At 62.9% G+C, this 25,744-nt stretch carries 30 protein-coding genes and 1 tRNA gene; 7 read left to right on the plus strand and 24 right to left on the minus strand.

Going from position 1 to position 25,744, the window contains the following annotated elements; translation table 11 throughout:
• On the minus strand, window positions 1-1,282 hold a 1,282-nt coding region (locus R3280_RS06870), incomplete at its 3' end, for a homocysteine S-methyltransferase family protein (RefSeq protein WP_318997847.1).
• A gap of 185 nt (window positions 1,283-1,467) precedes the next feature.
• On the opposite strand from R3280_RS06870, the gene nfuA reads away from it, so the two are divergent.
• From nfuA to R3280_RS06885, 3 genes are all read left to right on the plus strand, one after another.
• Entirely contained in the window at window positions 1,468-2,055 is a 588-nt protein-coding gene (nfuA, locus tag R3280_RS06875; RefSeq protein WP_318997848.1) for a Fe-S biogenesis protein NfuA, read from the plus strand.
• A gap of 283 nt (window positions 2,056-2,338) precedes the next feature.
• The gene (locus tag R3280_RS06880; protein ID WP_318997849.1) at window positions 2,339-3,535 is read left to right on the plus strand and encodes a DUF445 family protein; all 1,197 of its coding nucleotides are present in this window, start codon (window positions 2,339-2,341) and stop codon (window positions 3,533-3,535) included.
• 23 nt (window positions 3,536-3,558) lie between these two features.
• Entirely contained in the window at window positions 3,559-3,918 is a 360-nt protein-coding gene (locus R3280_RS06885) for a hypothetical protein (protein WP_318997850.1), read from the plus strand.
• On the opposite strand, the gene R3280_RS06890 is transcribed toward R3280_RS06885, so the two are convergent.
• The 6 genes from R3280_RS06890 to R3280_RS06915 all read right to left on the minus strand — a co-directional run bounded on the left by R3280_RS06890 (window position 3,892) and on the right by R3280_RS06915 (window position 7,185).
• Window positions 3,892-4,953 (minus strand): glycosyl transferase family protein, encoded by a 1,062-nt coding sequence (locus R3280_RS06890; RefSeq protein ID WP_318997851.1) that lies wholly within the window; start codon window positions 4,951-4,953, stop codon window positions 3,892-3,894. The two genes, R3280_RS06885 and R3280_RS06890, sit on opposite strands and share 27 nt — an antisense overlap.
• Window positions 4,954-4,995: 42 nt before the next feature.
• Complete coding sequence (locus tag R3280_RS06895) at window positions 4,996-5,313, minus strand: TusE/DsrC/DsvC family sulfur relay protein (RefSeq protein WP_318997852.1); 318 nt, start codon at window positions 5,311-5,313, stop codon at window positions 4,996-4,998.
• A gap of 4 nt (window positions 5,314-5,317) precedes the next feature.
• Window positions 5,318-5,593 (minus strand): sulfurtransferase complex subunit TusB, encoded by a 276-nt coding sequence (gene tusB / locus R3280_RS06900; protein WP_318997853.1) that lies wholly within the window; start codon window positions 5,591-5,593, stop codon window positions 5,318-5,320.
• A gap of 23 nt (window positions 5,594-5,616) precedes the next feature.
• Window positions 5,617-5,964 (minus strand): DsrE family protein, encoded by a 348-nt coding sequence (locus R3280_RS06905; RefSeq protein WP_318997854.1) that lies wholly within the window; start codon window positions 5,962-5,964, stop codon window positions 5,617-5,619.
• Between the two features lie 3 nt (window positions 5,965-5,967).
• Entirely contained in the window at window positions 5,968-6,378 is a 411-nt protein-coding gene (gene tusD, locus R3280_RS06910; protein ID WP_318997855.1) for a sulfurtransferase complex subunit TusD, read from the minus strand.
• Window positions 6,379-6,483: 105 nt separating this feature from the next.
• Window positions 6,484-7,185 (minus strand): Bax inhibitor-1/YccA family protein, encoded by a 702-nt coding sequence (locus R3280_RS06915; protein ID WP_318997856.1) that lies wholly within the window; start codon window positions 7,183-7,185, stop codon window positions 6,484-6,486.
• A gap of 260 nt (window positions 7,186-7,445) precedes the next feature.
• On the opposite strand from R3280_RS06915, the gene R3280_RS06920 reads away from it, so the two are divergent.
• A tRNA-Ser gene (locus R3280_RS06920) sits at window positions 7,446-7,536 on the plus strand.
• A gap of 190 nt (window positions 7,537-7,726) precedes the next feature.
• Window positions 7,727-8,101, plus strand: coding sequence for a hypothetical protein (locus tag R3280_RS06925; protein ID WP_318997857.1), 375 nt, complete (start codon window positions 7,727-7,729; stop codon window positions 8,099-8,101).
• A gap of 25 nt (window positions 8,102-8,126) precedes the next feature.
• Here R3280_RS06925 and R3280_RS06930 read toward each other — a convergent pair whose 3' ends face one another.
• The 6 genes from R3280_RS06930 to R3280_RS06955 form a co-directional block, all read right to left on the minus strand.
• Window positions 8,127-8,975: an SDR family oxidoreductase gene (locus R3280_RS06930; protein WP_318997858.1), complete on the minus strand. Its 849-nt coding sequence runs from the start codon at window positions 8,973-8,975 to the stop codon at window positions 8,127-8,129.
• Window positions 8,976-9,033: 58 nt separating this feature from the next.
• Window positions 9,034-9,774 carry a 5-oxoprolinase subunit PxpA gene (locus R3280_RS06935; protein WP_318997859.1) on the minus strand — a complete coding sequence of 247 codons (741 nt, stop codon included), beginning with the start codon at window positions 9,772-9,774 and terminating at the stop codon, window positions 9,034-9,036.
• A 70-nt stretch (window positions 9,775-9,844) separates the two neighbouring features.
• Window positions 9,845-10,936: a ferrochelatase gene (hemH, locus tag R3280_RS06940; RefSeq protein ID WP_318997860.1), complete on the minus strand. Its 1,092-nt coding sequence runs from the start codon at window positions 10,934-10,936 to the stop codon at window positions 9,845-9,847.
• 99 nt (window positions 10,937-11,035) lie between these two features.
• Window positions 11,036-12,802 (minus strand): sulfate permease, encoded by a 1,767-nt coding sequence (locus tag R3280_RS06945; protein WP_318997861.1) that lies wholly within the window; start codon window positions 12,800-12,802, stop codon window positions 11,036-11,038.
• Window positions 12,803-12,811: 9 nt separating this feature from the next.
• Window positions 12,812-13,246, minus strand: coding sequence for a TIGR01244 family sulfur transferase (locus tag R3280_RS06950; protein WP_318997862.1), 435 nt, complete (start codon window positions 13,244-13,246; stop codon window positions 12,812-12,814).
• 156 nt (window positions 13,247-13,402) lie between these two features.
• The gene (locus R3280_RS06955) at window positions 13,403-13,744 is read right to left on the minus strand and encodes a metalloregulator ArsR/SmtB family transcription factor (RefSeq protein ID WP_318997863.1); all 342 of its coding nucleotides are present in this window, start codon (window positions 13,742-13,744) and stop codon (window positions 13,403-13,405) included.
• 412 nt (window positions 13,745-14,156) lie between these two features.
• Here R3280_RS06955 and R3280_RS06960 point away from each other — a divergent pair, with 412 nt between their 5' ends.
• Entirely contained in the window at window positions 14,157-14,603 is a 447-nt protein-coding gene (locus tag R3280_RS06960; protein WP_318997864.1) for a phasin family protein, read from the plus strand.
• On the opposite strand, the gene R3280_RS06965 is transcribed toward R3280_RS06960, so the two are convergent.
• The 10 genes from R3280_RS06965 to R3280_RS07010 form a co-directional block, all read right to left on the minus strand.
• Complete coding sequence (locus tag R3280_RS06965) at window positions 14,594-15,220, minus strand: TetR/AcrR family transcriptional regulator (protein WP_318997865.1); 627 nt, start codon at window positions 15,218-15,220, stop codon at window positions 14,594-14,596. The genes R3280_RS06960 and R3280_RS06965 overlap by 10 nt on opposite strands.
• Window positions 15,221-15,246: 26 nt before the next feature.
• Window positions 15,247-16,059, minus strand: coding sequence for an exodeoxyribonuclease III (xthA, locus tag R3280_RS06970; RefSeq protein WP_318997866.1), 813 nt, complete (start codon window positions 16,057-16,059; stop codon window positions 15,247-15,249).
• 76 nt (window positions 16,060-16,135) lie between these two features.
• Window positions 16,136-16,915, minus strand: a complete 780-nt coding sequence (locus R3280_RS06975) for a hypothetical protein (RefSeq protein WP_318997867.1) — start codon at window positions 16,913-16,915, stop codon at window positions 16,136-16,138.
• Window positions 16,912-17,433, minus strand: coding sequence for a DUF2878 domain-containing protein (locus R3280_RS06980; protein WP_318997868.1), 522 nt, complete (start codon window positions 17,431-17,433; stop codon window positions 16,912-16,914). Before R3280_RS06980 ends, R3280_RS06975 begins: the two co-directional genes overlap by 4 nt.
• The gene (locus R3280_RS06985; protein ID WP_318997869.1) at window positions 17,430-18,701 is read right to left on the minus strand and encodes a cyclopropane-fatty-acyl-phospholipid synthase family protein; all 1,272 of its coding nucleotides are present in this window, start codon (window positions 18,699-18,701) and stop codon (window positions 17,430-17,432) included. The genes R3280_RS06980 and R3280_RS06985 overlap by 4 nt, the downstream gene beginning before the upstream one ends.
• The gene (locus R3280_RS06990; protein ID WP_413468750.1) at window positions 18,689-19,624 is read right to left on the minus strand and encodes a DUF1365 domain-containing protein; all 936 of its coding nucleotides are present in this window, start codon (window positions 19,622-19,624) and stop codon (window positions 18,689-18,691) included. The genes R3280_RS06985 and R3280_RS06990 overlap by 13 nt, the downstream gene beginning before the upstream one ends.
• Entirely contained in the window at window positions 19,621-20,886 is a 1,266-nt protein-coding gene (locus R3280_RS06995) for an NAD(P)/FAD-dependent oxidoreductase (RefSeq protein ID WP_318997871.1), read from the minus strand. The genes R3280_RS06990 and R3280_RS06995 overlap by 4 nt, the downstream gene beginning before the upstream one ends.
• Window positions 20,883-21,683, minus strand: coding sequence for an SDR family NAD(P)-dependent oxidoreductase (locus R3280_RS07000; protein ID WP_318997872.1), 801 nt, complete (start codon window positions 21,681-21,683; stop codon window positions 20,883-20,885). Before R3280_RS07000 ends, R3280_RS06995 begins: the two co-directional genes overlap by 4 nt.
• Window positions 21,680-22,150 (minus strand): nuclear transport factor 2 family protein, encoded by a 471-nt coding sequence (locus tag R3280_RS07005; protein ID WP_318997873.1) that lies wholly within the window; start codon window positions 22,148-22,150, stop codon window positions 21,680-21,682. The genes R3280_RS07000 and R3280_RS07005 overlap by 4 nt, the downstream gene beginning before the upstream one ends.
• Entirely contained in the window at window positions 22,147-23,103 is a 957-nt protein-coding gene (locus R3280_RS07010; RefSeq protein WP_318997874.1) for an acyl-CoA desaturase, read from the minus strand. The genes R3280_RS07005 and R3280_RS07010 overlap by 4 nt, the downstream gene beginning before the upstream one ends.
• A gap of 111 nt (window positions 23,104-23,214) precedes the next feature.
• Here R3280_RS07010 and R3280_RS07015 point away from each other — a divergent pair, with 111 nt between their 5' ends.
• The gene (locus R3280_RS07015) at window positions 23,215-24,246 is read left to right on the plus strand and encodes an NAD(P)/FAD-dependent oxidoreductase (protein WP_318997875.1); all 1,032 of its coding nucleotides are present in this window, start codon (window positions 23,215-23,217) and stop codon (window positions 24,244-24,246) included.
• A 14-nt stretch (window positions 24,247-24,260) separates the two neighbouring features.
• Here R3280_RS07015 and R3280_RS07020 read toward each other — a convergent pair whose 3' ends face one another.
• Complete coding sequence (locus R3280_RS07020) at window positions 24,261-25,730, minus strand: phosphohydrolase (RefSeq protein ID WP_318997876.1); 1,470 nt, start codon at window positions 25,728-25,730, stop codon at window positions 24,261-24,263.
• Window positions 25,731-25,744: the final 14 nt, after the last annotated feature.

Raw genomic sequence — 25,744 nt, forward strand, 5'->3', positions numbered from 1 at the left:
GCTCGGAGGCGATCAGTTTCAGGAAGGTCACCATGGCTTCCTGTGAATCCAGCATGCCTTCGTCCATGTTGATATCGATAATCTGGGCGCCATTTTCCACCTGATCCCGTGCCACACTCAGGGCTTCCTCGAAATCGCCTTCCACAATCAGCCGCTTGAACCTGGCGGACCCGGTTACGTTGGTTCGCTCCCCCACGTTAACAAACAGGGATTCGTCATCCACTCGGAAGGGCTCCAGGCCGGACAGGCGCAGTGCGGCCTTGGGCTTGGGAATCTTCCGGGGCGGGTATTTGGCAACCGCCTTGGCGATGGCCTCGATGTGGTCGGGGCGTGAGCCACAGCAGCCGCCGATGATGTTGAGGAAGCCGTCTTTGGCAAACCCCTCGATGATCTCGGCCATCTCCTCGGGCGTCTGGTCGTACTCGCCGAACTCGTTGGGCAGGCCGGCGTTGGGGTGGGCGCTGACATAGGTGTCGGCCTTGTCCGACAGCTCCTCCACATAGGGCCGCAGGGCGTCCGCACCGAGGGCACAGTTAAGACCGACGGAAATGGGCCGGGAGTGGGCGATGGAGTTCCAGAATGCCTCGGTGGTCTGGCCGGAGAGGGTGCGGCCGGAAGCATCGGTGATGGTGCCGGATATCATGATGGGCAGCGTGATGCCGCTGTCCTCGAAATACTGCTGGGTGCCGAAGATGGCGGCCTTGGCATTGAGGGTGTCGAAAATGGTTTCAATCAGGATCAGGTCGCAGCCGCCTTCCACCAGGCCCGACACCGCTTCGTAGTAGTTGTCCACCAGGGTCTGGAAGTCCACATTGCGGTAGCCCGGATTGTTCACGTCCGGCGAGATCGAGGCGGTGCGGGAGGTGGGCCCCACGGCACCGGCCACGAACCGGGGCTTGTCCGGGTTCCTGGCGGTGTACTCGTCCGCCACCTGCCGCGCCAAACGTGCCGCCGCCAGGTTCAGCTCGCGGGCAATCGCCTCCAGCCCATAGTCTGCCTGGGAAAGCTGGGTGGAGTTGAAGGTGTTGGTCTCGATGATGTCGGCGCCGGCATCCAGGTAATCGGCGTGGATGTTGCGCAGCAGAGCCGGCTGGGTCAGGTTCAGCAGGTCATTGTTGCCCTGGACCTCGTGCTCGTAGTCGGCGAAGCGCTCGCCCCGGAAGGCCGTCTCGTCCAGTTTGAGGTTCTGGATCATGGTGCCCATACCGCCGTCCAGAATCACAATACGTTCTTCCAGGGCCTGCTTGAGCTGGGCAAGACGGGTGTTGCGATTATCGGTCATACGGGCTCTTCCGGGATCCAAATCGGGTTTCTGGGCGCGGGATGATAGCAAAATTGCCATCAGGCGTCCCGGGGGGCGATCACTTTTGCCACCTGGGTTCATAAAGGCTGACTATTTTAGTGGGTCTTTTAACTGGGTGCGAACTCACATAAAATAGCTGCATAATTTCCCAACAGGTAGGACTCATGGCACTGGTAACTGTCACTGACTCAGCGCGGGACTATCTCGCGCAGCTGATCGAAAAACAGGACGTCGAGGGCATGGGCGTGCGTATTTTCGTGACCCAGCCCGGCACCAAGCACGCGGAGACCTGCCTGGCCTACTGTCCGCCCAATGAAATTGTGCCGACGGACGAGCAGGTGGACCTGGAAAAGTTCACCCTTTATCTGGACCACAATTCCGTACCCTTCCTGGAAGAAGCCTACGTGGACTACTCCAAGGACCAGATGGGTGGCCAGCTCACCATCAAGGCGCCCAATGCCAAGGTGCCGAAGATCGACGACGACGCCCCGCTGCCGGACCGTATACGTTACGTGCTGGCCTCCGAGATCAATCCGGGCCTGGCATCCCACGGCGGTGAGGTGTCCCTGGTGGATGTGGTGGACGAGTCCGTGGCTGTACTGCGTTTTGGCGGCGGATGCCAGGGTTGCAGCGCGGTCAGCCTGACCCTCAAGCAGGGGGTGGAGTCCACGCTGAAGGAGCGGGTGCCGGAAATCAGCGCGGTGCGGGATGTCACCGACCACTCCATCAAGGAAAACGCCTACTACCAGTAAACGCTGTAGTTACTTGAATAGTGATGGCGTGAGTAGTAGTGACGTGAATCTTGGGACCGGATGCGCCCGGTCCCATCATCTTTTTTCTCCCTCAAGTGCACGCCCCTCACTGTCCTGAAATGCATTGCCGTCCGGTTTAGGCGGGCATTGCGGCCAATGTGGTGCCATCCCCGTTCCATCATCATCCTTCCAATTAACAACGGCCTGTTGCAGGCTCGGGTCTTGATGTGTCGCACTGGCCCGGGCAAATCGTCCGGGCTTTTCACGATGGGGTCTTTTTTTGGTGGATGCTGCACTCTGGTCCATACCGCTGATGGCCGCTGCCGTTGGCTGGGTTACCAACTGGCTGGCAATCCAGATGTCCTTCTATCCGGTTGAGTATGTCGGCGTTGGCCGGTGGCTCGGCTGGCGCGGTGTGATTCCCCGGAAGGCCGAAAAGATGGCCCACATCTGTATCGACCGGACCCTGGCCCAGTTCGGGGACCTGAACGCGGTCTACCACAAGCTGGAACCCAAGCGCATCGTGGAGCAGGTGGTGTCCCAGGTGAACCCGCGTCTGGACGAGTACATCGACGAGGTCATGTACGACATCCAGCCGGTACTCTGGGACAACATGCCCAACTTCATGCGCCGCCGCATCTACCAGTGGGGCCGGGAACAGCTGCCGGCACGGATCGAGTCTCTGGTGGAGGATTTCGGCGATGACCTGTCGGATCTGGTGGACCTGAAGGCCTTGTTAAGCCGGGAGCTGCAGCGGCATCCGGACCTGATGAACCGGATATTCCAGGAGGCCGGGTCGGTTGAGCTGGACGCCGTGATCAACCGTGGCGCCTGGATTGGCGGTCTGCTGGGCCTGGCCGTGGCACCGCTGTGGCTTCAGTACCCGGAACCCTGGCTGCTGCCGGCGGCCGGTTTTGGTATCGGGTTTGTCACCAACTGGCTGGCCATCAACCTGATTTTCCGCCCCCTGGAGCCCCGGCGCTTTCTGTTCTGGAAAATCCAGGGACTGTTCCTGCGCCGGCAGCGGGAAATCAGCGAAGTCTGGAGCCGGCTGGTGGCCAACGAACTGATCACCGTCGAGAAGGTGGCCGACGCCATGATCAACGGCGAACACGGCGACCGCACCCGTGCCATCATCCAGAAACACCTGCGGCCAATGCTGGACCATTCGGTGGTGATGAAGCTCACCGCGCAGGTCACCATCGGCATGACCGGTTACACGGATCTCAAGAAGGCCATGAACAACAAGGCCCTGGTGGCCACCGGGCATGTTTTCAGCGACCCCCGTTTCAATCGGGAGCGGGCCCCGGTGGTGGCGGCGGTGCTGTGTGAGCAGATGCAGTCACTCGGGCCGGCGGAGTTTCAGGACGTGTTACGCCCGGCTTTCAAGGAAGAGGAATTCAAGCTGATGCTGGCGGGCGGTCTGCTGGGCGCCATTGCCGGCCTGGTACAGTTCGGACTGATCAACTACTGGCCCTGACGGGCAAACAGGGAGGGTGTGCCATGGCATTCTGGTACAGTGTTCTGATTCACGCCGGCGCCAGCGCCCTGGCGGTACTACTGGTGCTGGCCGGCTTCCACCGCTGGGTCTTGCGGCCCTACCTGGACAGCAAGGTCCGGGAGATGCAGAACGCCGCCGATGACATCGAACCGCGGGTGATCCGCGGCGTTCGCACGGGCATGACCGAGGCAATGCGGGAGATGCCCGAAACCGCCGTGCGGGACAGTACCCGGCAGTTTCTCAAGTTCGGCTCGGAGCTGTTCGAAAACGGCCTCAGCAGCTTTCTCGGTACCGGCGAGGAGATCCAGCGCCGGCACCGGCAGAACCCACCCGACTCAGCCGACCCGGGCCACCGGCGCTGAGTCAAAGCGTTGCCGGTCCCGATCCTGCCAGAGTCGCTCTGCCATGGTCATGGCGGCCTCCTGGCTGTCGGCCTGACCGCACTCGAAGAGCGCCAGGGCGGCGGTTGAGAGGGTAGCGGCCTCGCCGTAGCTGTCCTCGGAGCGGCCCTGCCATACCGACAGCATCTGTTCCGGGCTCAAAGTTTCGGGCTTGAGGTGACGGCGCTCGAACAGCGCCGGCCAGTTGTCTTCCTCCGTTCTGCCCCCGGTGTCATCCTGCCGCGCACGGAACACCTTCAGGGCGTTGTCCGGATTACGCTCGATCTCCCCGCCTTCGCCCCGAATCACCGCAATGCGCTGGTAGCCCAGCAAAAGCCCGGCATTCTGGTGCAGGCCTGCGTAGGGCGGGTGGAAGATGCCCTGCAGGACCGTGCGGGCACTGAGTGGGTTGATCAGGCGGGACAGGCTGTGCACCGGGGAGCGCAATCCCAGGATGGGCCTCAGGTCGATCATTTCCGCCAGGCGCGGCGCGAACGCCGACAGCGGCATGTAACTGAAACCGCCGGCGTCCAGCTGCTCAGACACCTGCTGCCAGCTCTGTGCCGGTTGCAGGCCGAACTCCGTCATTACCTCCGTCAGATATAGGCGTTCCGGCGTGTGGCCTTCGGCGCCGTGCACGAAGACCCGCAGTCCGTGCTGGGCCAGGAGCAGCAGGGAGAACAGGAACCAGGGCGCATGGCGGCGCTTGCCGGCGTAGGACGACCAGTCCAGATCCACCGCCAGGGCAGCAGGGGGCTCGGCAGCCTCCCGCACGGCATCCACAAACCCGGCCAGCTCCTCCGGAGTTTCCTCCTTGACCCGAAGCAGCATCAGGAAAGCCCCCAACTGCACCGGCTCCACCTGGCCGGCCAGGATCATCGCCATGGCCTGGCGGGCTTCGGCACGGCTGAAGGAGCGTGAGCCGCGCTTGCCCTTGCCCAGAATGCGGACGTAGGGCGCAAAAGGGTGCTCGCCGGGTTTGGTTTCGGGTAGCTGGTTGGCATCTTGCTCTGACATGGGCGTCCTGTCTGTGTCCGATGGTGAGTGTTGGCCACCACCCTAGAGGCAGTTGGTGGGCCGGGGCAGGCCGGCAATGCGGCAGGCGGTCTTGGCGGGGGTGCCGGGAAACAGCTGCATCAGATAGATGCTGTTGCCCTTGTCCTCGCCCAGGGCTTCCTTTACCGCTTTTACGAACAGTCGGTTGGAGGGCGGTGACACCTCATGCTGCTGGTAGAAATCCCGCAGGAAGTGGATGATTTCCCAGTGGGCCTCTGTCAGCGCAAGGCCGTCCTCCCGGGCGATCTCCTCCGCCACTGCTGGCGTCCAGTCTTCGGCATGTTCCAGGAAGCCTTCGCTGTTGCGAGCCGGTTGTGCCATTGTCCTACCAGTTGATGATGCTTGCATGGGTTTCGGTGAGGGCCACCAGCTCGGGCATGGCGATGGCCGTTACGGTGCCATGGTCGGCTCCGGCAAGGCCCCGGGCCTCAAGGTCGTCCGCCAGCGCCATCACATTTTCGGCCGGCAGGCCGTGATCACCGGCAACCGCCAGCACCGCGTTCTCCATCAGCACCAGGCTGTCACCGGCACACAGGCTGGCCAGGCAGCGACCAAAGCGGGGATGGTCGGGGGCCTTGTTGATCAGGTGCAGTCTGGTCATCCTGGCTCCTGTTACGGTGGTCATCAAAGCTGCACCACCTGCCCGAATCGGGCCAGCAAGTGGGCATTCAGGTCTACCGGTTCGGCCGCCGGCAGCAGCTCACCCTGGCTGAGGTGATAGCGGCTCAGCGCCTCCCGCTCCACCAGAATCTCCTCAATGCCGAAGATGGCGGCGGCCTGCAGCTGTTTGCCGAGGGTTTTCTGGGCCAACGCCGAGCCGTCCTGCCCGGGTCTGAGCCAGTTAACGCCGGCGCCGGCAAACAGCAGCGCCACCGGCTGGTCGAAGGCGGCCAGTGAGAAGGCCATGTCCAGCGCTTCACGGCCACGCCAGTCGCCGTAGGGGGGCCTGTCGATCACCATCAGCACCGCCATGGCCTAATCACTCCCATGAAAATAGAGGGTCCGGTCGGACCGGGTCACCCCTTCGACCCAGTCCCCGAGACCAGCGATCCTGAAGGGCTCCGCCAGGTTGCTGGCCGGCGCCTGGTAGCGGGCGCGTTCGGTCTCATCCAGCAGGCCGCGCCTTAGCGCCGAGGCCACACAGGCCACCGCCGGGATGGCCTGCTCGCGGAGGAAATCGCACCACTGCCGGGTCCATTGAGGCTCATCGCTGGGAGCGGTCGCCAGCGAACTTGCCAGGTGGACCCCGTCGCCATAGAGAAACACCCGGTCGATACGGTGGCCACGGGCCACCACCGCACGGGCGAAGGCCAGGGCCGTTTGCGGGGCCTGGCTGGTGTAGGGCGCGCCGGTGATCACCAGGGTGTAGTTCAAGGGCTCGGGCATGGCGGAGCGAGGTTCCGTTGGGTCTTGAGGATCAAAGCCACAGTGTAACCGGAAATAAAAAACCCCGGTACAGGACCGGGGTTCGGGATTCAGCCTGAGGCCGGATCAGTCTTCGCCGCCGAAAGCCGACAGCAGGTGCAGCAGGCTCACGAACAGGTTGTAGATGGACACGTACAGGCCGATGGTGGCCAGGATGTAGTTGCGCTCGCCACCGTTGATGATGCGGCTGGTCTCGAACAGGATCATCAGCGATGCGAAGATGGTGAAGCCCGCGGACACTGCCAGCTGCAGGGCGGAGCTTTCCATGATGAAGCCCAGCACCATGGCACCGATCAGCACGAAGGCGCCGGCGGTCAGGAAGCTGCCCATGAAGCTGAAGTCCTTCTTGGTCACCAGTGCCACACCGGACAGCCCCACGAAGGCGACGGCGGTCAGTGTCAGGGCGTTGGCGACCACCTGGGCGGCGCCGGCGGCCACAAAGGCGCCGATGATCGGGCCCAGGGTATAACCCATGAAGCCGGTCAGGGCGAAGGTGGTGACGATGCCCCAGGGGCTGTTTTTCAGCTTGTAGGTGGCAAACAGCAGGCCGATGTAGCCCACGATGGTAATCAGGAAGCCTGGATGGGGGGCATTCATGCTCAGGTAGGCAACGACGGCGGAGAACGCCAGCGTCATACCCAGCAGTAAATAGGTGTTGCGCAGCACGCCCATGGCGTCCGCACTGATACCGGTACCGGCCCTGGTGCCTGTCTGGCTGGCCGAAACCGCGCCCTGACTTTGCTGGGCACTGTAACGTCTGTCTTCCATTGTCATCTCCGATTACATCAAGGCATGGACAAAACTTGCTAGAGCTTATCATAGTGATGAGCCCGTGACTTTCAATCATTTATGACCGCCGCGCCGAGGATTTATTTCATTAAACCGTGTTAATGTTTGGCGGTTCGGACCCAACGTTGACAGCGAGACCCATTCCGGTATCATGCTCCCCGCTGTCGTCCAGGCAGCCAGGGACATCCGATTGGTCTTGCCGAGCGTAGGCCTTACTGAGTGTCCCAAGTGATCAAAACGGTGGGCTGGCAGAGTGGCTTAATGCAGCGGTCTTGAAAACCGCCGAAGGTTAGTAGCCTTCCCGGGGTTCGAATCCCTGGCCCACCGCCACTTTTCTCCTCCTCGCTGTTACTCCAGTCTATCCCCTTGTTGCTTTCTCCTCCGTTCGTACGCCGCCTCACCGGTTGTCTCCTCATCCTTTGGTACCTTTTCCCGATAGCTGCCGGCCTCCGGTAGGCATCCGCTTCGTATACTTCTCACCGTCGCATTCCATCTGCGGCCCTATCAGGGGAGTGTCACCATGAGGCGTTCTGTTGTGTTGGTTGCGGTTCTGGCCTGGGGCGGGCTTGCCCAGGCCTCGGAGTTCATCGGCATACATTACCTGGCGGCGGCCCAGGTACGGGATATGGAGCCGGCCATGTTCGCCAATCCGGACTCCTTTTTGCGCAAGGTGCAGGCGTTCGAGACCCGCGCCGAGTGTGAGGCCGGTATGGCCAGGGCGGTCAACCAGCTTGAGGCGATGGGCGGTGAGTTACGGGCGCAGACCATCGAGATGCTGCGGCCTTTCAACTCCCCGACCCGGGTGATCAATTACCAGTTCGTCGGCCACTGTCTGCAGCGCGGGGCAGGGGATGTCTACGAGGCGGTCTGGAACGGGCGCAGCCCCACCTACTGAGGCGCGCCCGCAGTGCCGGCGGTGATCAGCGCAGCTTCTTGGTCATCCTGAACACCAGTTCCGGCGCCAGCCGCTTGGCCCAGAGCGCGGACATTTCCTTGCCCTTGCCAACCGGAATTTCCCGGGTGCCCCTCGCCAGGCCGGCCAGGATGACCTGGGCGGCCTCGTTCACGTCCATGCCGCCCTCGATGTAGTCATCGTCTTTGCCGAAGGCCTCGCCATTGGCGGCCAGGGCGTTGTGGGCGATGGCGGTGCGGATGAAACCCGGCACGATGGTGGAGACCTGGATGCCATCGTCCTCCACCTCGGCCCGCAGGGCATCGAAAAAGCCCATGACAGCGTGCTTGGCGGCGCAGTAGCCGGTCCGATTGGGAACCCCGACCTTGCCGGCCACACTGGCGGTGACGGCAATGTGGCCCTGGCCGCGCTCCAGCATCAGCGGCAGTACCGCCTTGGTGAGGGCGATCTGGCCGAACACGTCCACATCCAGCAGCTTGCGGTAGACCGACAGGTCGGTGTCCTTGCACAGCGAGCGCTGGGACAGGCCGGCGTTGTTGATCAGCAGGTCGACCTGGTGGAAGTGTTCCAGCACCGAATCCACCGCCGCCGGCATGGCGTCGGTGTCGGTCACGTCCAGGGGCAGGACCAGAACGCTGCGCTGATCCAGGCCGGCGTCGGTGCAACGGTCGGCGACACGGCGCAACTCGTCCTGGCGCCGTGCCGACAGCACCAGGCGGGCGCCGTGCCCGGCCAGGGCCACAGCCAGGGCCTCACCAATGCCGGAGGAGGCGCCGGTGATCCACACCACCTGGTCGCGGAAGCGCTCCTCCGGCGGCGTGTCGTTTTTCTTGAGCAGGGAAAATGGCTTGATCATTGCGGTCTCCAGAGCGTTGAGCCTGCCGGCATCGCGGATGCGGTCAGAGTAGGGTTGTTCAGGGTGCGGGTTTGGTCAGGGCTGCGCGGATGGCCCGCACCGCGGCCAGGGCGTGATCGCCATCGCCGTGCACGCAAAGCGACTCCGCCGGCAGTTCCAGCCAGTGCCCGGTGATGCTGTGGACGCCGCCGCGCTGGGCGAACGACAGGGCCTGGTCGACGATCTGCTCCTGCTCCTGGTGAACCGCCCCGGGCTCCCGCCGGGACACCAGCCGGCCGGTGTCGTCGTAGGCGCGGTCGGCAAAGGCCTCGAAGATCAGCGGTACGCCGCAGCGCTCGGCCAGGCGGCGGTGGGCGGGGTAATCCAGGGAGACCGGTATCATCAGCGGCAGGCCCTGCTGGTAGGTGGCAATGGCCTCCATGACCACCTCCAGCAGCTGCGGGTCCCGTATCATGTCATTGTTGAGGGCGCCGTGGGGTTTGACGTAGGCAAGGCGCTGGTTCTCGGCCCGACAGATCCCTTCCAGTGCGCCCAGCTGATACCAGATCAGGGCCCGCACCTGGGCGGCGGAATGGGGGATGGAGCGGCGGCCAAAGCCCTGAAGGTCCTGGTAGGACGGATGGGCGCCGATACTGACTCCGTACTTGGCGGCCAGCACCACGGTATCGTGCATGATGTTGGGGTCGGAAGCATGGAAGCCGCAAGCCACGTTGGCCATGTCGATCAGCGGCATGACCTGATCGTCCTGGCCCATGGTCCAGCTTCCGTAGCTTTCTCCCAGGTCACAGTTCAGTTTCATAGAAGCCCCAGCGTGGCGATTCGACAGCCCCGATGCTAACCCAGTGAGGCGGCCCGGCGGTAGACCGGTGTCAGGCCTCGGCGCCAATCGCGCGGGCTCTTCGGGCGCGCTCCGCCAGAGTGTCCGGGTTGTTGTCCGGCACTGCCCAGCCCTGCAGGTTCTCCTCGATCAACTGCACCAGGGCGTCGATGTGGGCGGGCGAATCGTTCAGCGCCGGGATATAGCTGAAACCCCTGCCGCCGGCCTCCATGAAGTAGTCCCGGTTTTCCTCATTGATCTCCTCGATGGTCTCCAGGCAGTCCGAGGAAAAGCCCGGGCAGAACACGTCGATGGACTCGACGCCATGCCCCGGCAAGGCTTTCAGGGTTTCATCGGTGTAGGGCTTGAGCCACTCCTCGGCACCGAAGCGGGACTGGAAGGTGGTCATGTACTGGTCTTTTTCCAGTCCCAGCCGCTGGGCAAGCAGCCGTGAGGTCTTGTGGCACTCGCAGTGGTAGGGGTCACCCCGCTTGAGGTATTTCATCGGTACGCCGTGGTAGGACAGCACCAGCTTCTGCTTGCGGCCGTGCTCGGCCCAGTGGTCCTCGATGCGTTTGGCCATGGCCTCGATGTAGGGCGGGTAGTCCGGGTAATGGCTGATGAAGCGGAAATCCGGTAGCCAGCGCCGGCGCATGAAGTCCAGGGCGATGGCGTCAAAGGTGGAGGCGGAGGTGGAGGCCGAATACTGCGGGTAGAGCGGCAGCACCAGCAGTTTGCGCACACCCTGGCTCTTGAGATCATCCAGGACCTTGGGGATACCGGGGTTGCCATAACGCATGGCAAAGGCAACCACCACGTTCTTGCCGTACTTGGCCTGCAAGGCCTTGCGAATGCCTTCGCACTGGGCGGCGGTATGGGTCAGCAGTGGCGAGCCCTCGGCCTCCCAGACCTTGCGGTAGGCGGCGGCCGATTTGCGGGGCCGCAGGCGCAGGATGATGCCGTTGAGTATGAACCACCAGATCGCCCGGGGCACCTCCACCACACGCGGATCCGCCAGAAATTGCGCCAGGTATCGGCGCAGCGCCGGCGTGGTGGGAGCATCCGGTGTACCCAGGTTGGTCACCAGGATACCCAGCCGTTCGGGCTGGTCGTGACGGAAATTCGCTTCACCTTTGTAGCGCATGGTCAGGTGGGTCCTCGATTGGTGGGCGGGCATTGGAGTCGCTAAGTCTACGAACACCCCGGGCCGAAGGATTACGGAGGCCCGGACAAACCGGCAAAATCATTCGATTTCGGCATCCTTCGGGCCTGCGGGTTCCGGCTCGGCATTATCCCCGTTTCCATGGAGTTTGCACCAGGCGTCGTAGGTGCTCATGAACACCTCGCCGGTCAGCCCCTGCAGGAAATGGCTGCGGTTGAGCTTGTCCATTACCGGGCCTTTGACGTCGGACAGGTGCAGCCGGATGCCGGCATCGTGGAGGCGGCCATTAATGGCCTCCAGGCTCTCCAGGGCAGAGGCGTCGATGTAATTCACCGCAGGGCACATCAGCACGAAATCGGTCAGTTCCGGCTGCTCCATGATCAGGGTGTAGATGCGGTCCTCCAGGTATCGGGCGTTGGCGAAGTACAGGCTCTCATCCACCCGAAGGATCATCACCCTGGGGTCGGTTTCAACCGTGTGGCGGACGATGTTGCGGAAGGACTCGGAGTTCCTGATGCGCCCGACCAGGGCGCTGTGGGGACGGCTGGTGCGCCAGAGGTAGAGTATCAGGGACAGGGAAATGCCGGTCACAATGCCCGGGATCACGCCAAAACCCAGGGTGATGGCGATGGTGCCCACCAGCGCCGAGCCATCATGGCGGGAGTACTGCCAGGTCTCCCGGATGGCGGCCAGATCCACCAGGGACAGCACCGAGATGATGATGGACGCAGCCAGCACCGACACCGGCAGGTGCTCGAACCAGGGCGTGAAGTAGACCGTGACCAGGCCGATGCCCAGGGCGGTGAAGGCGCCGGCTGCCGGGGTGCGGGCGCCGGCATCGAAGTTGATGATGGAGCGCGAGAAGCCACCGGCGACCGCGAAGCCGCCGGAGAAGGCGGAGGCCAGATTGGCGGTGCCGAGACCCAGCAGCTCCTGGTCCGGATCCACCCGTTCCCGCCGCCGCGCTGCCAGAGTCTGGGCCAGGGACACCGACTCCACAAAGGTCACGATGCTGATCAGCAGTGCCGGCACCATAAGCTCCCGAATCAGGGCCCAGGAGCTCACCGGCAGGGCCAGGGCCGGCAACCCGGCAGGCACCTCGCCGACCACGGCAACGCCCCGCTCATCCAGCGCCAGGTACGACACCAGGGCGGTGCCCATGGCCACCGCTGCTACCGGCCCCATGCGAATCAGTATGCCGGTCAGACGGTTGCTGACATGAAAGTGAGACAGCACCGGCGCCAGATGGCGGCGCACCAGATACAGGAACACCAGGGCGGGCAGGCCAATGGCAAGGGTAAGCTGGTGCGTCTGGGGCAGCGACATTGCCAGGCTCTGGCCCAGCTCGATCAGACTCTCACCGTTGGCCTCGATGCCCAGCAGGTGCTTGATCTGGCTGGCGGCGATCAGCAGGCCGGAGGCGGTGATGAACCCGGAGATTACCGGGTGGCTGATGAAATTCGACAGGAACCCGAGCCGCAGCAGACCCATGGCCAGGAGGATGATGCCGCAGAGCAGGGCCAGGACGCCGGAGGCCACGGCATAGCCGGCGGTACCGGCACTGGCCACGTCGCCCACGGCGGCGGCGCTCATCAGCGAGATCAGCGCGACAGGACCCACCGCCAGGGTGTTGCTGGTGCCGAACACGGCGTAGGCCAGACAGGGAAGAATACTGGCATAGAGGCCGGCCTGGGCGGGAAGACCCGCCAGCAGGGCAAACGCCAGTGATTGCGGGATAACGATGATGGTAACCAGCAAGGCGGCGTTGGCATCGCTGGCGAGCCGGTAGCGGTCGTAATCCCTCAACCAGCGCAGCAGGGGCAGATAACGGCTGGCTCTGAACCCCATGGAAAGCCTTTAGTCCTGGTGTTCCCGCGCCTGCTGCTCCATTCGGGGTCTGGCCCCGGAGAGATCATAGCCGGCCTGGCGGGCGCGCATGAGGAGCGGCTCCACCGGCTGGCTGCGTGCGCTGCTGAGGGCCCAGAGCACAGTACAGCGGGTGCCTGTGCGACAGAACGCCAGCATTGGCTTCTCGGCGTCGCTCAACAGGGGGGCAAAGCGGTCCACGTCGCTGTCACGGATATTGCCGGATTCCACCGGCAGGTAGACCCAGTTCAGGCCATGTTTCCGGGCAGCCGCTTCGATATCGGCCATGGCCGGCTGGCCGGGCTCCTCGTGGTCGGGACGATTGGCCACGATGGTCCGGAAACCCAATCTGGCAGCCTCGGCAACGTCATCCACAGTAATCTGGGGGGCGACGCAGATGTCATCGTCCAGTTTTCTGATATCCATGCTGATTCCACTCTCGCTCGATCGGGTTGATGCCGGACCCGGCCCCGTCGATGGAGCCGGTCGCCTCATCATACCCATGACCGCGGCCGGAGCGAAAGCCATCCGGCGATTCCGGCTGGGGCGTCCGCCGCGGCTTCGGAGGAGCGGGTGAGCATCTCAGGTGGCAGGCTCGCTCTTGGCGCCCTGTTCACAGAAAAGTTCATACAGTTTATTCAGCAACGCCAGTGCCCGGGCATCGTGGATGCGGTAATGCACCTGTTTGCCTTCCCGGCGGGGCTGAATCAGTCCCTGCCGGCGTAGCACCCCCAATTGCTGGGACAAAGAGGGTTGTCGAATACCGGTCAGGGATTCCAGATCGCTGACCCCCAGCTCACCCCGGGTGAGCTGGCACAGCAGCAGCAAGCGGTCGCGGTTCGCCACGGATCGGAGGAACTGGCTGGCCTCGTCCGCCGAGTCCTGCATACGTTCCGGGTCCACCAAAACATGTTCTTTGGTCATGAGGATAGTTAAGCCAACATATTCACGAGATAGAGTGGTCAATTAATGGTAGTTACAATACATCTTTTTGATGGTGGTGCGCGACTGTAAAAAAAGGGGGCAGACAAAAAAAGCCCGGCACTGAGGGCCGGGCAGAGGCGTGCGAGTAGTATCCATGAAAGACTTCCAGACAACCGGCGTCAGCAGGGACACCGGTATGATGAAGTATTGACCATATTTTGAGCACTTCAAGTTTTTCTCCCGCCGGATCGATCACGATTTGTCATATTGGCAACCTACTTATAGCCTGAGCTCGGCAGCGGGCAATTTGGCTGTGACGGAGTCCGCAACGCTGAAATTCAGGGCGCCCTGTAATACAATGGCGGTCCGGGCGCACGGGTGTGCGACCCTTGTCAGTCGCAGAGAGGTAGCCATGTCAGACCAGCCGGATAAAAAGCCAGACAACGACGTCCAACTGGCCGGCAAGATCAAGGATTCTGCCCGCCAGATCTGGCTTGCCGGGCTGGGCGCCTACACCAAGGCGGAGGAGGACGCCGGTCGTTTCTTCGAGCGTCTGGTCCACGAGGGCGAGGAGCTGGAAAGCAAGACCCGCGGCGTGGTGAAAAAGCAGGTACGTTCCGTGGAGCACCGGGTCGAGGATGTCCGCGAGCGCGCCACCGGTACCTGGGATCGGCTGGAAAACCTCTTCGACGAGCGTGTTTCCGGCGCTCTGCGGCGCCTGGGCATCCACCGCCGGGAAGACATCGAGGCCCTTGAGCGGCGCATCGAATCCCTGGAAGCGGAACTGCGGGAGCTTAAGTCGAAGGGTTCCGGCCCGGCGCCCCGAAAGCGCACCAGCGCCGGCAAGACTCAGAAATAGTCCAGACTCATGGCCTGGGCCTGCAGGCGTTCGTCCTCCCCCAGGTAGGGCGCCAGCAGATGCATCATCTGGAATACCCCCCGTCCCGGATCCACCGATTCCCGATCATCCAGATGGGATAGGCTATCATAACTTACCCAATAACATATGGTTAGGGTAAGTTGCTCACAAAGGGCATCAAGTTCCTGCTGCGAGATGTTCATCATACCCTGGCGTTCCAGGCTGGTGCAGATGGTGCGGAACGCGGTTTCCTTTTTCCGCAACAGCCTGCGGAACCGGACCTGGAGGTTGTCGTAGCGTGACAGCACATTGACCAGATCCTGGTACAGAAAGCGGTAGCGGGTGACGGCCTCGAACAGCAGGTGGAGAAAGATGCCCTGCTGGTCCAGGGAAATATCCACATCCTCGGGAACCGTGATCAGATCCGACAGTTCCTCCTCGAAGCGGTCGAACAGCTCGCAGACGATGTCGCCCTTGCTCTTGAAGTGGTAGTAGAGGTTGCCCGGGCTGATGTTGAGCTCGTCCGAGATCAGCAGGGTGGTGACATTGGGCTCTCCCACCGTGTTGAACAGCGCGAGGCTGGTCTCCAGAATCCGGTCACGGGTCTTTACTTTCATGGGCGCGTCCTGCGGCTCGGGCTCATCTAAACATCGAACTCGGCCCAGACCGGGCAGTGGTCGGAGGGGCGCTCCATGGCCCGGACGTCGTAGGAAACCCCGGCCGCCTTGACGCGGTCCAGCATGGCCTTGCTGGCCATGATCAGGTCAATCCTCAGGCCCCGCTTGGGATCCCGCTCGAAGCCGCGGCTGCGGTAGTCAAACCAGCTGAAGGTGTTGTCCTCTTCCGGATGCAGGTAGCGGAAGGTATCCGTGAGGCCGCGCTCCTGAACCGCGGCCAGCCATTCCCGCTCCTCCGGCAGGAAACTGCACTTGCCGGTACGCAACCAGCGTTTGGCGTTGTCCTCGCCGATACCGATGTCCCGGTCGGTGGGGGAGATATTGACATCCCCCATGACGATGAGGCGGCTGTCGCCGGCGTCCAGTTCGTCCAGGTAGCGCACCAGATCGGCGTAGAACTTTTCCTTGGCGGGGAACTTGATGGGGTGGTCGCGGCTCTCGCCCTGGGGAAAGTAACCGTTGATCACTGTGAGAGGTTTACCGTCCACCTGGAAGCGGCCGGTGATCAGCCGGGTCTGCGCGTCGGCGTTGTCCCAGGGGAATCCCTTGCTGACGGACTCGGGGGCCTGGCGGGACAGCAGGGCAACGCCGTAATGGGTCTTCTGGCCGTGGAAGTGCACGTGGTAGCCCAGTTCCCGTATCTCCGCGGCGGGAAAGTCATCATCGGACACCTTTGTTTCCTGGAGGCCGATAATATCGGGCTGGTAGGTGTCGATGACGGCCTTGAGCTGGTGCATCCGGGTGCGAATGCTGTTGACGTTAAACGAAACAAACATCATGGGCGGAATCTCATCCGGGTCTGACGACAGATCCGAGAGCTTACCACAGTTTGTCCGCCGGCCAGATTGGCCGGTGTTACCTCACCAGCGCGCAATCCGGTGTGTTTTCATGACGGTAGCGCACGTGGGCGGTGTAGTTGTTGTCCCGGTCCTTGCGCACATTGGTGAGTCCCAGGTAGTCGGTCAGAGCACCCTCGTCGTCATAGCCGAGCAGGATGGGGTCCACCAGAAAGCCCAGCACAAAACCGGTGGGCCGGATGCGGAAGACGTGGGGTGCGGTGATGCGGTCGTCCTCTGCCGGCTCCAGCACGAAATCGTAGTTCTCACCCCGCGTGGGCGCCAGGAACTGGAAGTCCACGGACTCGCCGGCCAAAAGGGTCTGCCAGTTCTCTCGCACCAGATTGTCAAAGCCGGCGTCCACCACCACCAGGCCCTCGATGGGGACGCGGTAGTTTTCGGTGCCGCCCTCGTTGGTCTGCCAGTCGATGAGCAGGCGCTCATCGTTGACGTTCTCCACCTCCATGACTTCGTCGAACCGCGGCTGCCGGAACTCGAAACTGGGGCGTAACGCCGAATGCAGGTAGGTCAGGGATTTGGTGGCGAAGGGTGACTCATCGCCGGACTCGGTGTAGGTCACCTCATGATCCGTCGGATGCCAGAGGCCCTGGCGGCACTCACCCACAACCTGATGCCGGGAATCGTACAGTACCTCACCCTCCAGGGAGGTGGCGGTGCCGCTGAACTGCCATTCGTCGGCGGCCACGGTCCCGGACGCCAGACCCATGGCCAGGGCAAGTGCTGCCCCTGCGGTTCCGTTAGCGCGAAGACGGTGATTATGACGCCGGCGGTTCGTCATGAGGTTATCTCCGGATAGAAACGCTGCTTGAGCTGCATCAGCAGTGGAAATATCACCAACCATCCTAACGCAAGGGCCAGGAGTGATGGCAACAGCTGCGGCAGCGTCACCGTGCCCAACTGGGCCGCACTCCAGTATGCGAAGGGCCCGGCGATGGGCGCCAGCACAAAGGGCAGCCAGGCCCGGCTGCCCATCCAGGCCAGGGAGTGGGCCAGGGTGGTCATGAATACGGCCCACACCCCCACCAGCCACACCGGGGTCCATTGGGCTTCGCCGCTGCCATCGCTCATGAAGCCGAGCTGGAACCAGAGCCCGTCCAGCAGGGTTCCCAGCACCGTGCCCAGCAGGATGAACTGCCACTCCCGGCCGGGCTTCTGGCTGATCATCGCCAGATGCAGACCGACAATGCCGAAGGCCAGGGCGGCGCTGGCCAGGCCGGGATAGAGCACGCAGGCAAACCAGCCAGCCTGGAACAAGACAAAATTGATCAGTTTACGGAGTCCGTCGTGTTTGATCATACGCTCAGGATGTTGTCGCGCTTGTTGCCGGGTTTGGCCAGCAGGATCTGGGACACGCCAATGGCCCGCTCGCTGAAGCCGGCTTCGCAGTAGGCAAAGTAGAAGTGCCAGAGCCGGCGGAAGCTCTGGCCATAGCCCATCTGCTCCAGGTCCTCGGACCGGGCCATGAAACGCCGGCACCAGTCGTTGAGGGTACGGGCGTAATGGAAACCAATGTCCTCGGCGTGGGTCAGTACCAGGTCGGTCTCCTTGCGCACCGATGCCAGGATGGCCCCGAAAGACGGAATGAAGCTGCCCGGGAAGATAAAGCGCTGGATGAAATCCACGTTTTTCAGGGCCCGCTGGTAGCGCTGCTCCGGCATGTTGATGGCCTGCACCAGCGCCAGCCCGTCGGGCTTGAGCAGGGCGTTGATCTGGGCCAGGTAGCTATCGAGAAACTGGGGGCCGACCGCTTCGATCATTTCGATGGAGACCAGCTTGTCGAACTGGCCTTCCAGGTCACGGTAATCATCGAACAGCAGGGTAATGCGGTCGTCCAGACCCTCCGCCGTCACCCGGGCCCGGGCCAGCTCCAGCTGTTCACGGCTGATGGTGGTGGTGGTCACGTGGGCGCCGAAGTGCTTGGCGGCATGGATCGCGAACCCGCCCCAGCCGGTACCGATTTCCATCACCCGGTCGCCGGGCTGCAGGTCGAGCTTGCGGCAGATGGTATCCAGCTTGTGCACCGCCGCCTGTTCCAGGGTGGCATCGGGCGTCGGATAAATGGCCGACGAGTACATCATGGTGGGGTCGAGGAAGGTCTCGAACAGGTCGTTGCCCAGGTCGTAGTGAGCTTCGATGTTCTTGCGGGAACCGCTCGGGGTATTGCGGTTAAGCCAGTGCAGGCCCTTCAGGGCCGGCTTGGTGACCCAGCTGAAGCGGTCCTCGAAGGCATTCATGCGGTCTACGTTGCGGGTGAAGAACCGCAGCAGAGCCACCAGATCCGGCGTGCTCCAGTCCCCGGCCACGTAGGATTCGGCTGCGCCGATACTGCCGCCGGTGAGCAGGTCCCGCCAGGTGCTGGCATCGTGAACCACCAGTTCTGCCGGCGGGTGGGCGGTGTTGCCGTCGCCAAACACCCGGTCTTCCCGGCCGGCCTCACGCACGGTCAGGACCCCGTCCCGGAGCAGTTCGAGCTGCTGGCAGACCAGGCGTCTGGCGACGCGACTGGTAAGGGACGCAGGCTCGGTGTTAGACGTCTCGGTCAGGGAGGAATTCAGGTTCGCCATGAACTTACCTTCGTTGTGCGACTTGTTGCCGTTGAATTGTTTTGTGATGCCTGCGGCGCCTGGTCTACCGCGCGGCCATGGTCATCAGCCCCGAGACGGTAGCTCGGGTGCTGGCTGTCCAGTTTGTCCGGATGGGTCTGGAAGACCGCGCCCTTGAGCTTGAGCCTCAAGGCGTGCCAGTAGATGCCCGCCACCACCTTGAAGGACTCCAGGGGAAACTGCCGCAGGCTTCTGTGCAGTGTTTTACGTGTCAGGGGTATGCGTTGGACTACCAGGGTGGCGTCGAACACCTTGCGGCCGGACTCACTGACATTCATGTGGATGCGCAGGTCCGGGCCCCGGAAGCTGAACAGCCAGTGGTAGTCCTGCTCCATCGGGTTGTAGGGGGAGACGTGGAAGCGTTTCCGGAAATGAAAATCCTGGCTGTGCCAGCCGGCGCTGGTGCTGCGGCCCTCGCCACGCTCAAGGCAGTAGACATGGCGCTCATGCCAGGGGGTGTTGGTGATCTGGGCGGCGATGACCCGGGGTACGGCGCCCGCCATGGGGTCCTGGCCCGGCTCGTAGCAGAAATAGAAACTCACCGGATTGAACACGTAACCCAGGTAGCGCGGGTGGGTGATCAGTTCGATGGCGCCATCGGGTCGCCAACCGGTGGCCTCTTCCACCTGGTCCTGGATCGCGGTTTTCAGATCCGGTGTGGCCGGCCTGAAATAATCCTCTCGCTTGAGTGACATCCAGTTGAACCGGCCCACGGAAAGCCAGCGGCTGATCCGACCGATACGCGACCAGTCATCCAGGTTGAGGGCCAGCATACCGGTGCGGTACTGGAACTCGTGGTTGACCGGGCGCAGGCGCCGGTGACGGACGTGCCCCTCCAGCCACTGGCTGGCAAGGCTGTGGTGCTCGGCCGTGCTCACTGTCAGAGCTCCACCCCGAAGGCTTTGGTAACCCGCACCGCGCTGCGCACGCCGTCCTCGTGAAAGCCGTTGAACCAGTAGGCGCCGCAATAATGGGTGCGATTGACGCCGCCGATTTCCTGGTAGCGCTGCTGGGCCGCCACCGCCTCCAGGCTGAACACCGGGTGGGCGTATTCGTAGCGCTCGATAATCTTGTCCGGCGCGATGTCGTGGCTGCGGTTGAGGGTGACGCAGAAGGTTTCCGGGGCCTCGTGGAAATTCTGCAGGATGTTCATGTTGTAGGTCACCGAGACCGGCTCGGTGCTGTGGGACGGAATGAAATAGTTCCAGGCTGCCCAGGCCCTGCGCTCGGAAGGCAGAACCGAGGCGTCGGTGTGCAGCACCACGTCGTTGTTCTGATAGGGAATGGCGCCCAGCAACTCCCTTTCGGCGTCGCTGGGGTCCGCCAGCATCGCCAGGGCCTGGTCACTGTGGCAGGCAAAGACCACCTGATCGAAGCGGTGGCTCTCACCGTTGGCTGCCAGAGAAACGCCGTCGGCATCCCGCCGCACCGAGGTCACCGGGCTGTTCAGGCGCAGGTGGGGCCGCAGGCGCTCCATCATTTTTTCGACATATTGCGCGGAACCACCGCTGATGACCCGCCAGGTGGGTCGATCGTCCACCGAGAGCATGCCGTGGTTATTGAAAAACTGCAGGAAGAAGCGGATCGGGAAACGCTCCAGCACCAGTTCCGGCGCCGACCAGATAGCGGCGCCCATGGGCACGATGTAGTAGTTGCGGAAATAGCGCGAGTAGTGATTGCGGTTGAGGTAATCGCCAAGGGTCTCGCTGTCGTCAATGTTGCCGGCCTCCAGGTCCGCCCGGGTTTCCCGGTTGAAGCGCAGGATTTCACGGATCATTTTCAGGAACGACGGATTGAGCAGGTTCCTGCGCTGGGCGAACAGGGTGTTGAGGCTGGTGCCGTTATACTCCAGCCCGGTGCTGTTGCAGTCCACACTGAAGCTCATGTCGCTGACCTCGGACGCCACCCCGAGCCGGTCCATCAGCTTGATGAAATTGGGGTAGGTCCAGTCGTTGAACACGATGAAGCCGGTGTTGACCGGCCAGGTTCGGCCGGCCAGTTCCACCGGCCGGGTGTTGGTGTGACCGCCGGCGTAATCACCGGCTTCGAACAGGACAACGTCGTGGTGCGGGGCCAGAAGCCATGCCGTGGTGAGACCGGAAACGCCGGCTCCGACGATGGCAATCTTCTGACGAGGTGGGGTCATCTGCTGTTTTCCTGTTGCTGGTTCTGGTCACGGGCCATGGAAGCGGCCATACGGTCAATGATTCCCTGGGGCAGGTTGCCAAGCACCCGCAGCATCCAGGTAAAGCGTTTCGGGAACTGGATCTCCGCCTTGCCTTTCTTCAGGCCCTTGATGATGCGCTGGGCTGCGTCCTCGGCACTGATGAGAAAAGGCATGGGGAAATCGTTCTTGTCGGTCAGCGGGGTCTTCACAAACCCCGGCGACACCACGGTCACATCGATGCCCTCCCGCGCCAGGTCGGCCCGCAGGGACTGGGCGAAATAGGTGAGGGCGGCCTTGGAGGCGCCGTAGCCCTCGGCCCGGCCGAAGGGAAACCACCAGGCGGAGGAGCTGACGATCACCAGGCGGGCCTCGAGACCCTTCTTGCGCGCCGCCCGCAGGGACGGCAGCACAGCCTCCACGCTGTGGGCGGTGCCCACCACGTTGGTCATGATGTTCTTCTCCACCACCGAGGCGCGGTAATCGGAGATCTCCAGATACTCGCAGGTACCGGCATTGAGAATGGCCAGCTGGACCGGCGCATTCTCCTCGAGCTGGCCACGAACCCGCTCCAGATCCGAGGTGCTGGTAGTGTCCGCCGGCGCGACGGTGACCTTGCCCTTGCCCTTGCTGGCGAGCTCTTCTATGGCCTCCTTGCGGCGTCCGGTGGCGATGATGTGATGGCCTTCCTCCAGCAGGGCTTCGGCTACTGCCTTGCCGATACCGGACGTGGCACCGGTCAACCAGAGAGTGGTGGGCGAGGCGAGCAGGTTGCTCATGCAGCGTATCTCCTTAGCCAGCGCACGGCGCTGCCGAGAACTGGCAGATTCTCGTAGAGTAACTGGCCCGCATCGAAGTAATCCCGATGCAGGGTGATGAGATCTTCCTTCAGTTCCAGACGGCTGATGCCGTCCACCTCAATCAGCTCACCGCGACGGATCCGCTTGTGCCGCAGCTTCATCACCCAGGTCAGGCAGACCTGGTCGCCGTCCACCAGGGTGTCGCCAAACTCGAAACGGCAGTCGATGACATTGGCGTAGGCGCCCTCGAAATAGCCCATCAACTCGTCCAGGCCGTGGACGGTCTTGAACGGATCGGTGAACCGGATACGGTCGCTGTATACCCGCGCCAGTTCACCAAGGTTGCCGGAGCTCATGCCATTGAAGAGATCCCGGAAACGGGCGACGACCGGCGGCTCGGCGGGATTGGCGACCGGCTTGACTTGCTGGGTCTGGGTTTCGCTCATGGACGATTCCTCCGATTTCTGTCCAGGCGCAGCGCTTCTTCATGGACATGTTGGGGCAGGGGGTTAAGCTCACGAATGATACCGGCCTTCTCCATCAGCCAGAGCAGGTAGTAGGTAATGTCGATCTCGTACCAGCGGAACCCCTGCCGAGCTGACTGGGGCCAACGGTGGTGGTTGTTGTGCCAGCCCTCACCCAGGGTGATCAGGGCGAGCCAGAAATTGTTTCGGCTGTCGTCGTCGGTCTCGAACCGGCGGCTGCCCCAGACGTGGGCCAGGGAATTGATACAGACGGTGGCATGAAACAGCGCCACGGTGGAAATGAAAAAGCCCCAGACTACCAGCTGGAAGCCGTTGGTACCGAGCCCCGGCGCCATTACCGCCAGGGCTTCACCAAGGCCATAGATCAGCGCCACCGCAACCGCCGGCACCAGGGCGTCGTAGCGGTTGATGAATTTCAGCTCCGGGTACTTGAGCCAGTCCCGCACCCGCCGCTCGTCCATGGCAAAACCCGCGTCACAGGTGAACCAGCCCACATGTGACCACCAGAAGCCGTTCTGCTGGGGCGAATGCAGGTCCTCCGGGTCGTCCGAATGCTGGTGGTGATGGCGGTGGTGGGCCGCCCACCAGAGCGGTCCGCGCTGGGCGGCGCTGGCGCCCAGACAGGCAAACACGAACTGCCAGAAGCGGTTGGTCTTGAAGGTCTTGTGGGAAAAATAGCGATGGTAGAAGGCCGTGATGGCGAACATCCGCACAAAGAAAAAGCCGATCGCGAACACGATGGCAAAGGTGCTGACCCCGGTAACGAAGGCCAGCAGGCAGGCCAGATGGAGGGCGATGAATGGGAGGGTGCGAATAACGTTGAAAGAACGGGAATCGGTGTCCAGGTGATCTGAACCTGCCTCCGAGTCGAACCACCTCAGGATGTTTGCAAAATAACTCTGCACTCGGGTCATACCCAGCTTGCCCTTCTTTGCCATACTAATGATTTAACGGGGGGTTAACCGGAAAACGGTCCGGTCAGTTACATTACGTCCAGCTATCGACCAATGGATGCACCGCACACCATGTCCAACGATCCCTCATCACGCCCCAATGTACGCCGCGCAGCCATAATCGGTTCAGGTTTGTCCGGCCTGACAGCGGCCCATCGGCTACAGGCCAAAGGCGTCACGGTGACGCTGTTCGAAAAGAGCCGCGGCCCGGGCGGCCGGCTTGCCTCCAAGCGGCTGCCGGACGGCTCCGTCGACATCGGCGCCCAGTACTTCACCATACGCAATCCGGCGTTCCGGACTTTTCTCAACCGCTACGCGGGCCCCGATTGCTACCAGCCCTGGCAGGCCGACCTCAGATATCAGAAGCAGTCTGGGAAATGGGAGGGCTTTTTACCAGATCAGCGCTACGTAGGGGTACCGCGGATGACGGCCATCTCCCGTCGCCTGTCGGAAGGCCTGACCCTTCACAAGCAGGTCCGGATCGGGCAACTGGCCCGGGCCAGCGACGGCCACTGGCAACTGGTGGACACCGACGGACAACGATTCGGCGCCTTCGATGCCGTCATCATTACCACGCCCCCGGCCCAGGCCCGGGACCTCCTGGAAGCCAGTGATCTGGAGCCCCTGGTTCACACCTTCGAGGAGGACATCGGGCGCATGCAGGCCTGCTGGACGCTGGTGGCCCGCTTTGAGCCCGGCCTGGGGCTGGACTACCAGGGTCTGCAGCCGCGCTCCGACATCCTGCAGTGGGCCGGCAACAACTCCAGCAAGCCCGGTCGCGAGGACAGCGGTGAGTGGTGGGTGCTGCACGGACGCCCGGACTGGTCGGACGAGCACCGGGACGCCGAGCCGGCCTTTATTGAATCAGAACTGCTGCGGGTGTTTACCCAGGCCACCGGCGTTGAGCGCAAACCGGAGCAGACCCTGACCCACCGCTGGCTCTACGCCCGCTCCAGCGCCAAAGCCGGCCCCGGCCACCTCTGGTTCGACGAGCAACGGGTGGCGCTGATCGGCGACTGGCTGGTGGGTGGCCGTGTGGAAGGGGCCTTCGACAGCGCCGAAAGCCTGGTCCGTGACTGGCGGAGTTCCGGCCTGCTGGACTGAAACCCCCGTCGACCTCAGGAGGTCGACCGCAGCAGGGCCGGGCGGCGGTAGAAGTGGGTAATGGTGCCGTCGCCGAACTTGGTAAAGAAGGCACTGACCTCGGTGATGCGCCGCAGCCGGCGGGTGCGGTGGATGGGCTCACGCACCAGCACCTTGATGCCGCTGAAGTTGTCCTGGATGTTGGAAAATCGGGCCCGCATGGAGCAGGTCACCACGTCCCCGGCATCCAGCGCCAGGGCGTCCGCCAGGTAGGCGGAATGCCCGGCGACCTCGCTGGGCTCCAGGTTTTCCCGGGTGTCCAGATGGTCCAGCTTGATCCGGTCCACGATGCACTTGGAATAGCTGCGGGGATGCTTGCGGGCGTGCCGCCGGAAGGCCTCCCAGAAAAAGTTGTCGGTCAGTTCGGCGAAATAACCCATGTCGCTCAGGCAGGTATCGACCCACTGGAAGGTTTCCGGCTCGTCCAGTACCTCGTTGATGGCCTCCCGCAACAGCCAGTCGAAGCCCAGAGCGGTCTTGTGGGCGTAGACCTTGCGGTACATCTGGTGCCGGCTGTAGACAAAGTCCTCCAGCGCACCCAGGCCCTTCTGGGTAATGGCCAGGCCCAGCCACGGCTGCTCCACATCCCAGCCGAAACGCAGGTTGCTCAGCAGGTGGTCCAGGTTGAAGCCGCCGATGGTCACCGAGGAGTGAAAGCCGTCCCGCAGCATGTAGTCGGCACGGTCGGCGTCAATCTCCCCGGACACGATGGATTTCAGCAGGTCGATCACCAGGCGCGGGGTGGAGGCCTCGCTGAGGACGCCTGAGTCGGCGTCGGCGCCGGCGATAAACCCCCAGAAGGTATGGGCGTGGCGGCAGAAGGCCTGACTGGGCGTGACGTCGGTGGTTTCCATGATGCCCAGAACGTCTTCGGCGTGGAGGCCGGCGGACTCTAGGTCGATGGCCTGCAGCACGTCCCAGGCCACTCGCACCGAATAATGCTCGTGCTCCAGCTCATCCGGGCGCTCCGAGTAGATGCCGCTGATGTCCACACCGGCCCAGAGATCGTCGAACCGGCCCGGCCGCGCCATCAGTTCGTGAATCCGGCGGGCCTGGGTGAACTGGTGGGAGAAACTGGAATGGCCGCTGTCGTGCAGCAGACAGGCCAGGCGGATGATCTTGGCCAGATAATCGATGGCGTCCAGCTGGTGCAGGCTGAGGTCGCTGCGCTCACTGAGCTGGCGCTCCCGCAGATAGGCGTCGATCATGGCCCGGAACATGCGCCCGCCCACGTGCATGACGCCGATGCTGTGCAGGAACCGGGAGTGGGTGGCACCGGGGAACACCAGACTCAGGATGTCGTTCTGGCAGATGTTCCGAAGCCGCTGGAACAGCGGATGGTCGATGACCTGGATCTCGTGACGGTACAGCGGAATGCCGCCGTGAACCGGGTCCATGATCAGCTTGTCGTAGGCCCCCAACAGGTCATTGACTGCACTTCGCACGTAAAACGTCTCCA

The organism is Marinobacter sp. (genome assembly GCF_033722195.1).
In the GTDB taxonomy this organism is placed as follows: domain Bacteria; phylum Pseudomonadota; class Gammaproteobacteria; order Pseudomonadales; family Oleiphilaceae; genus Marinobacter.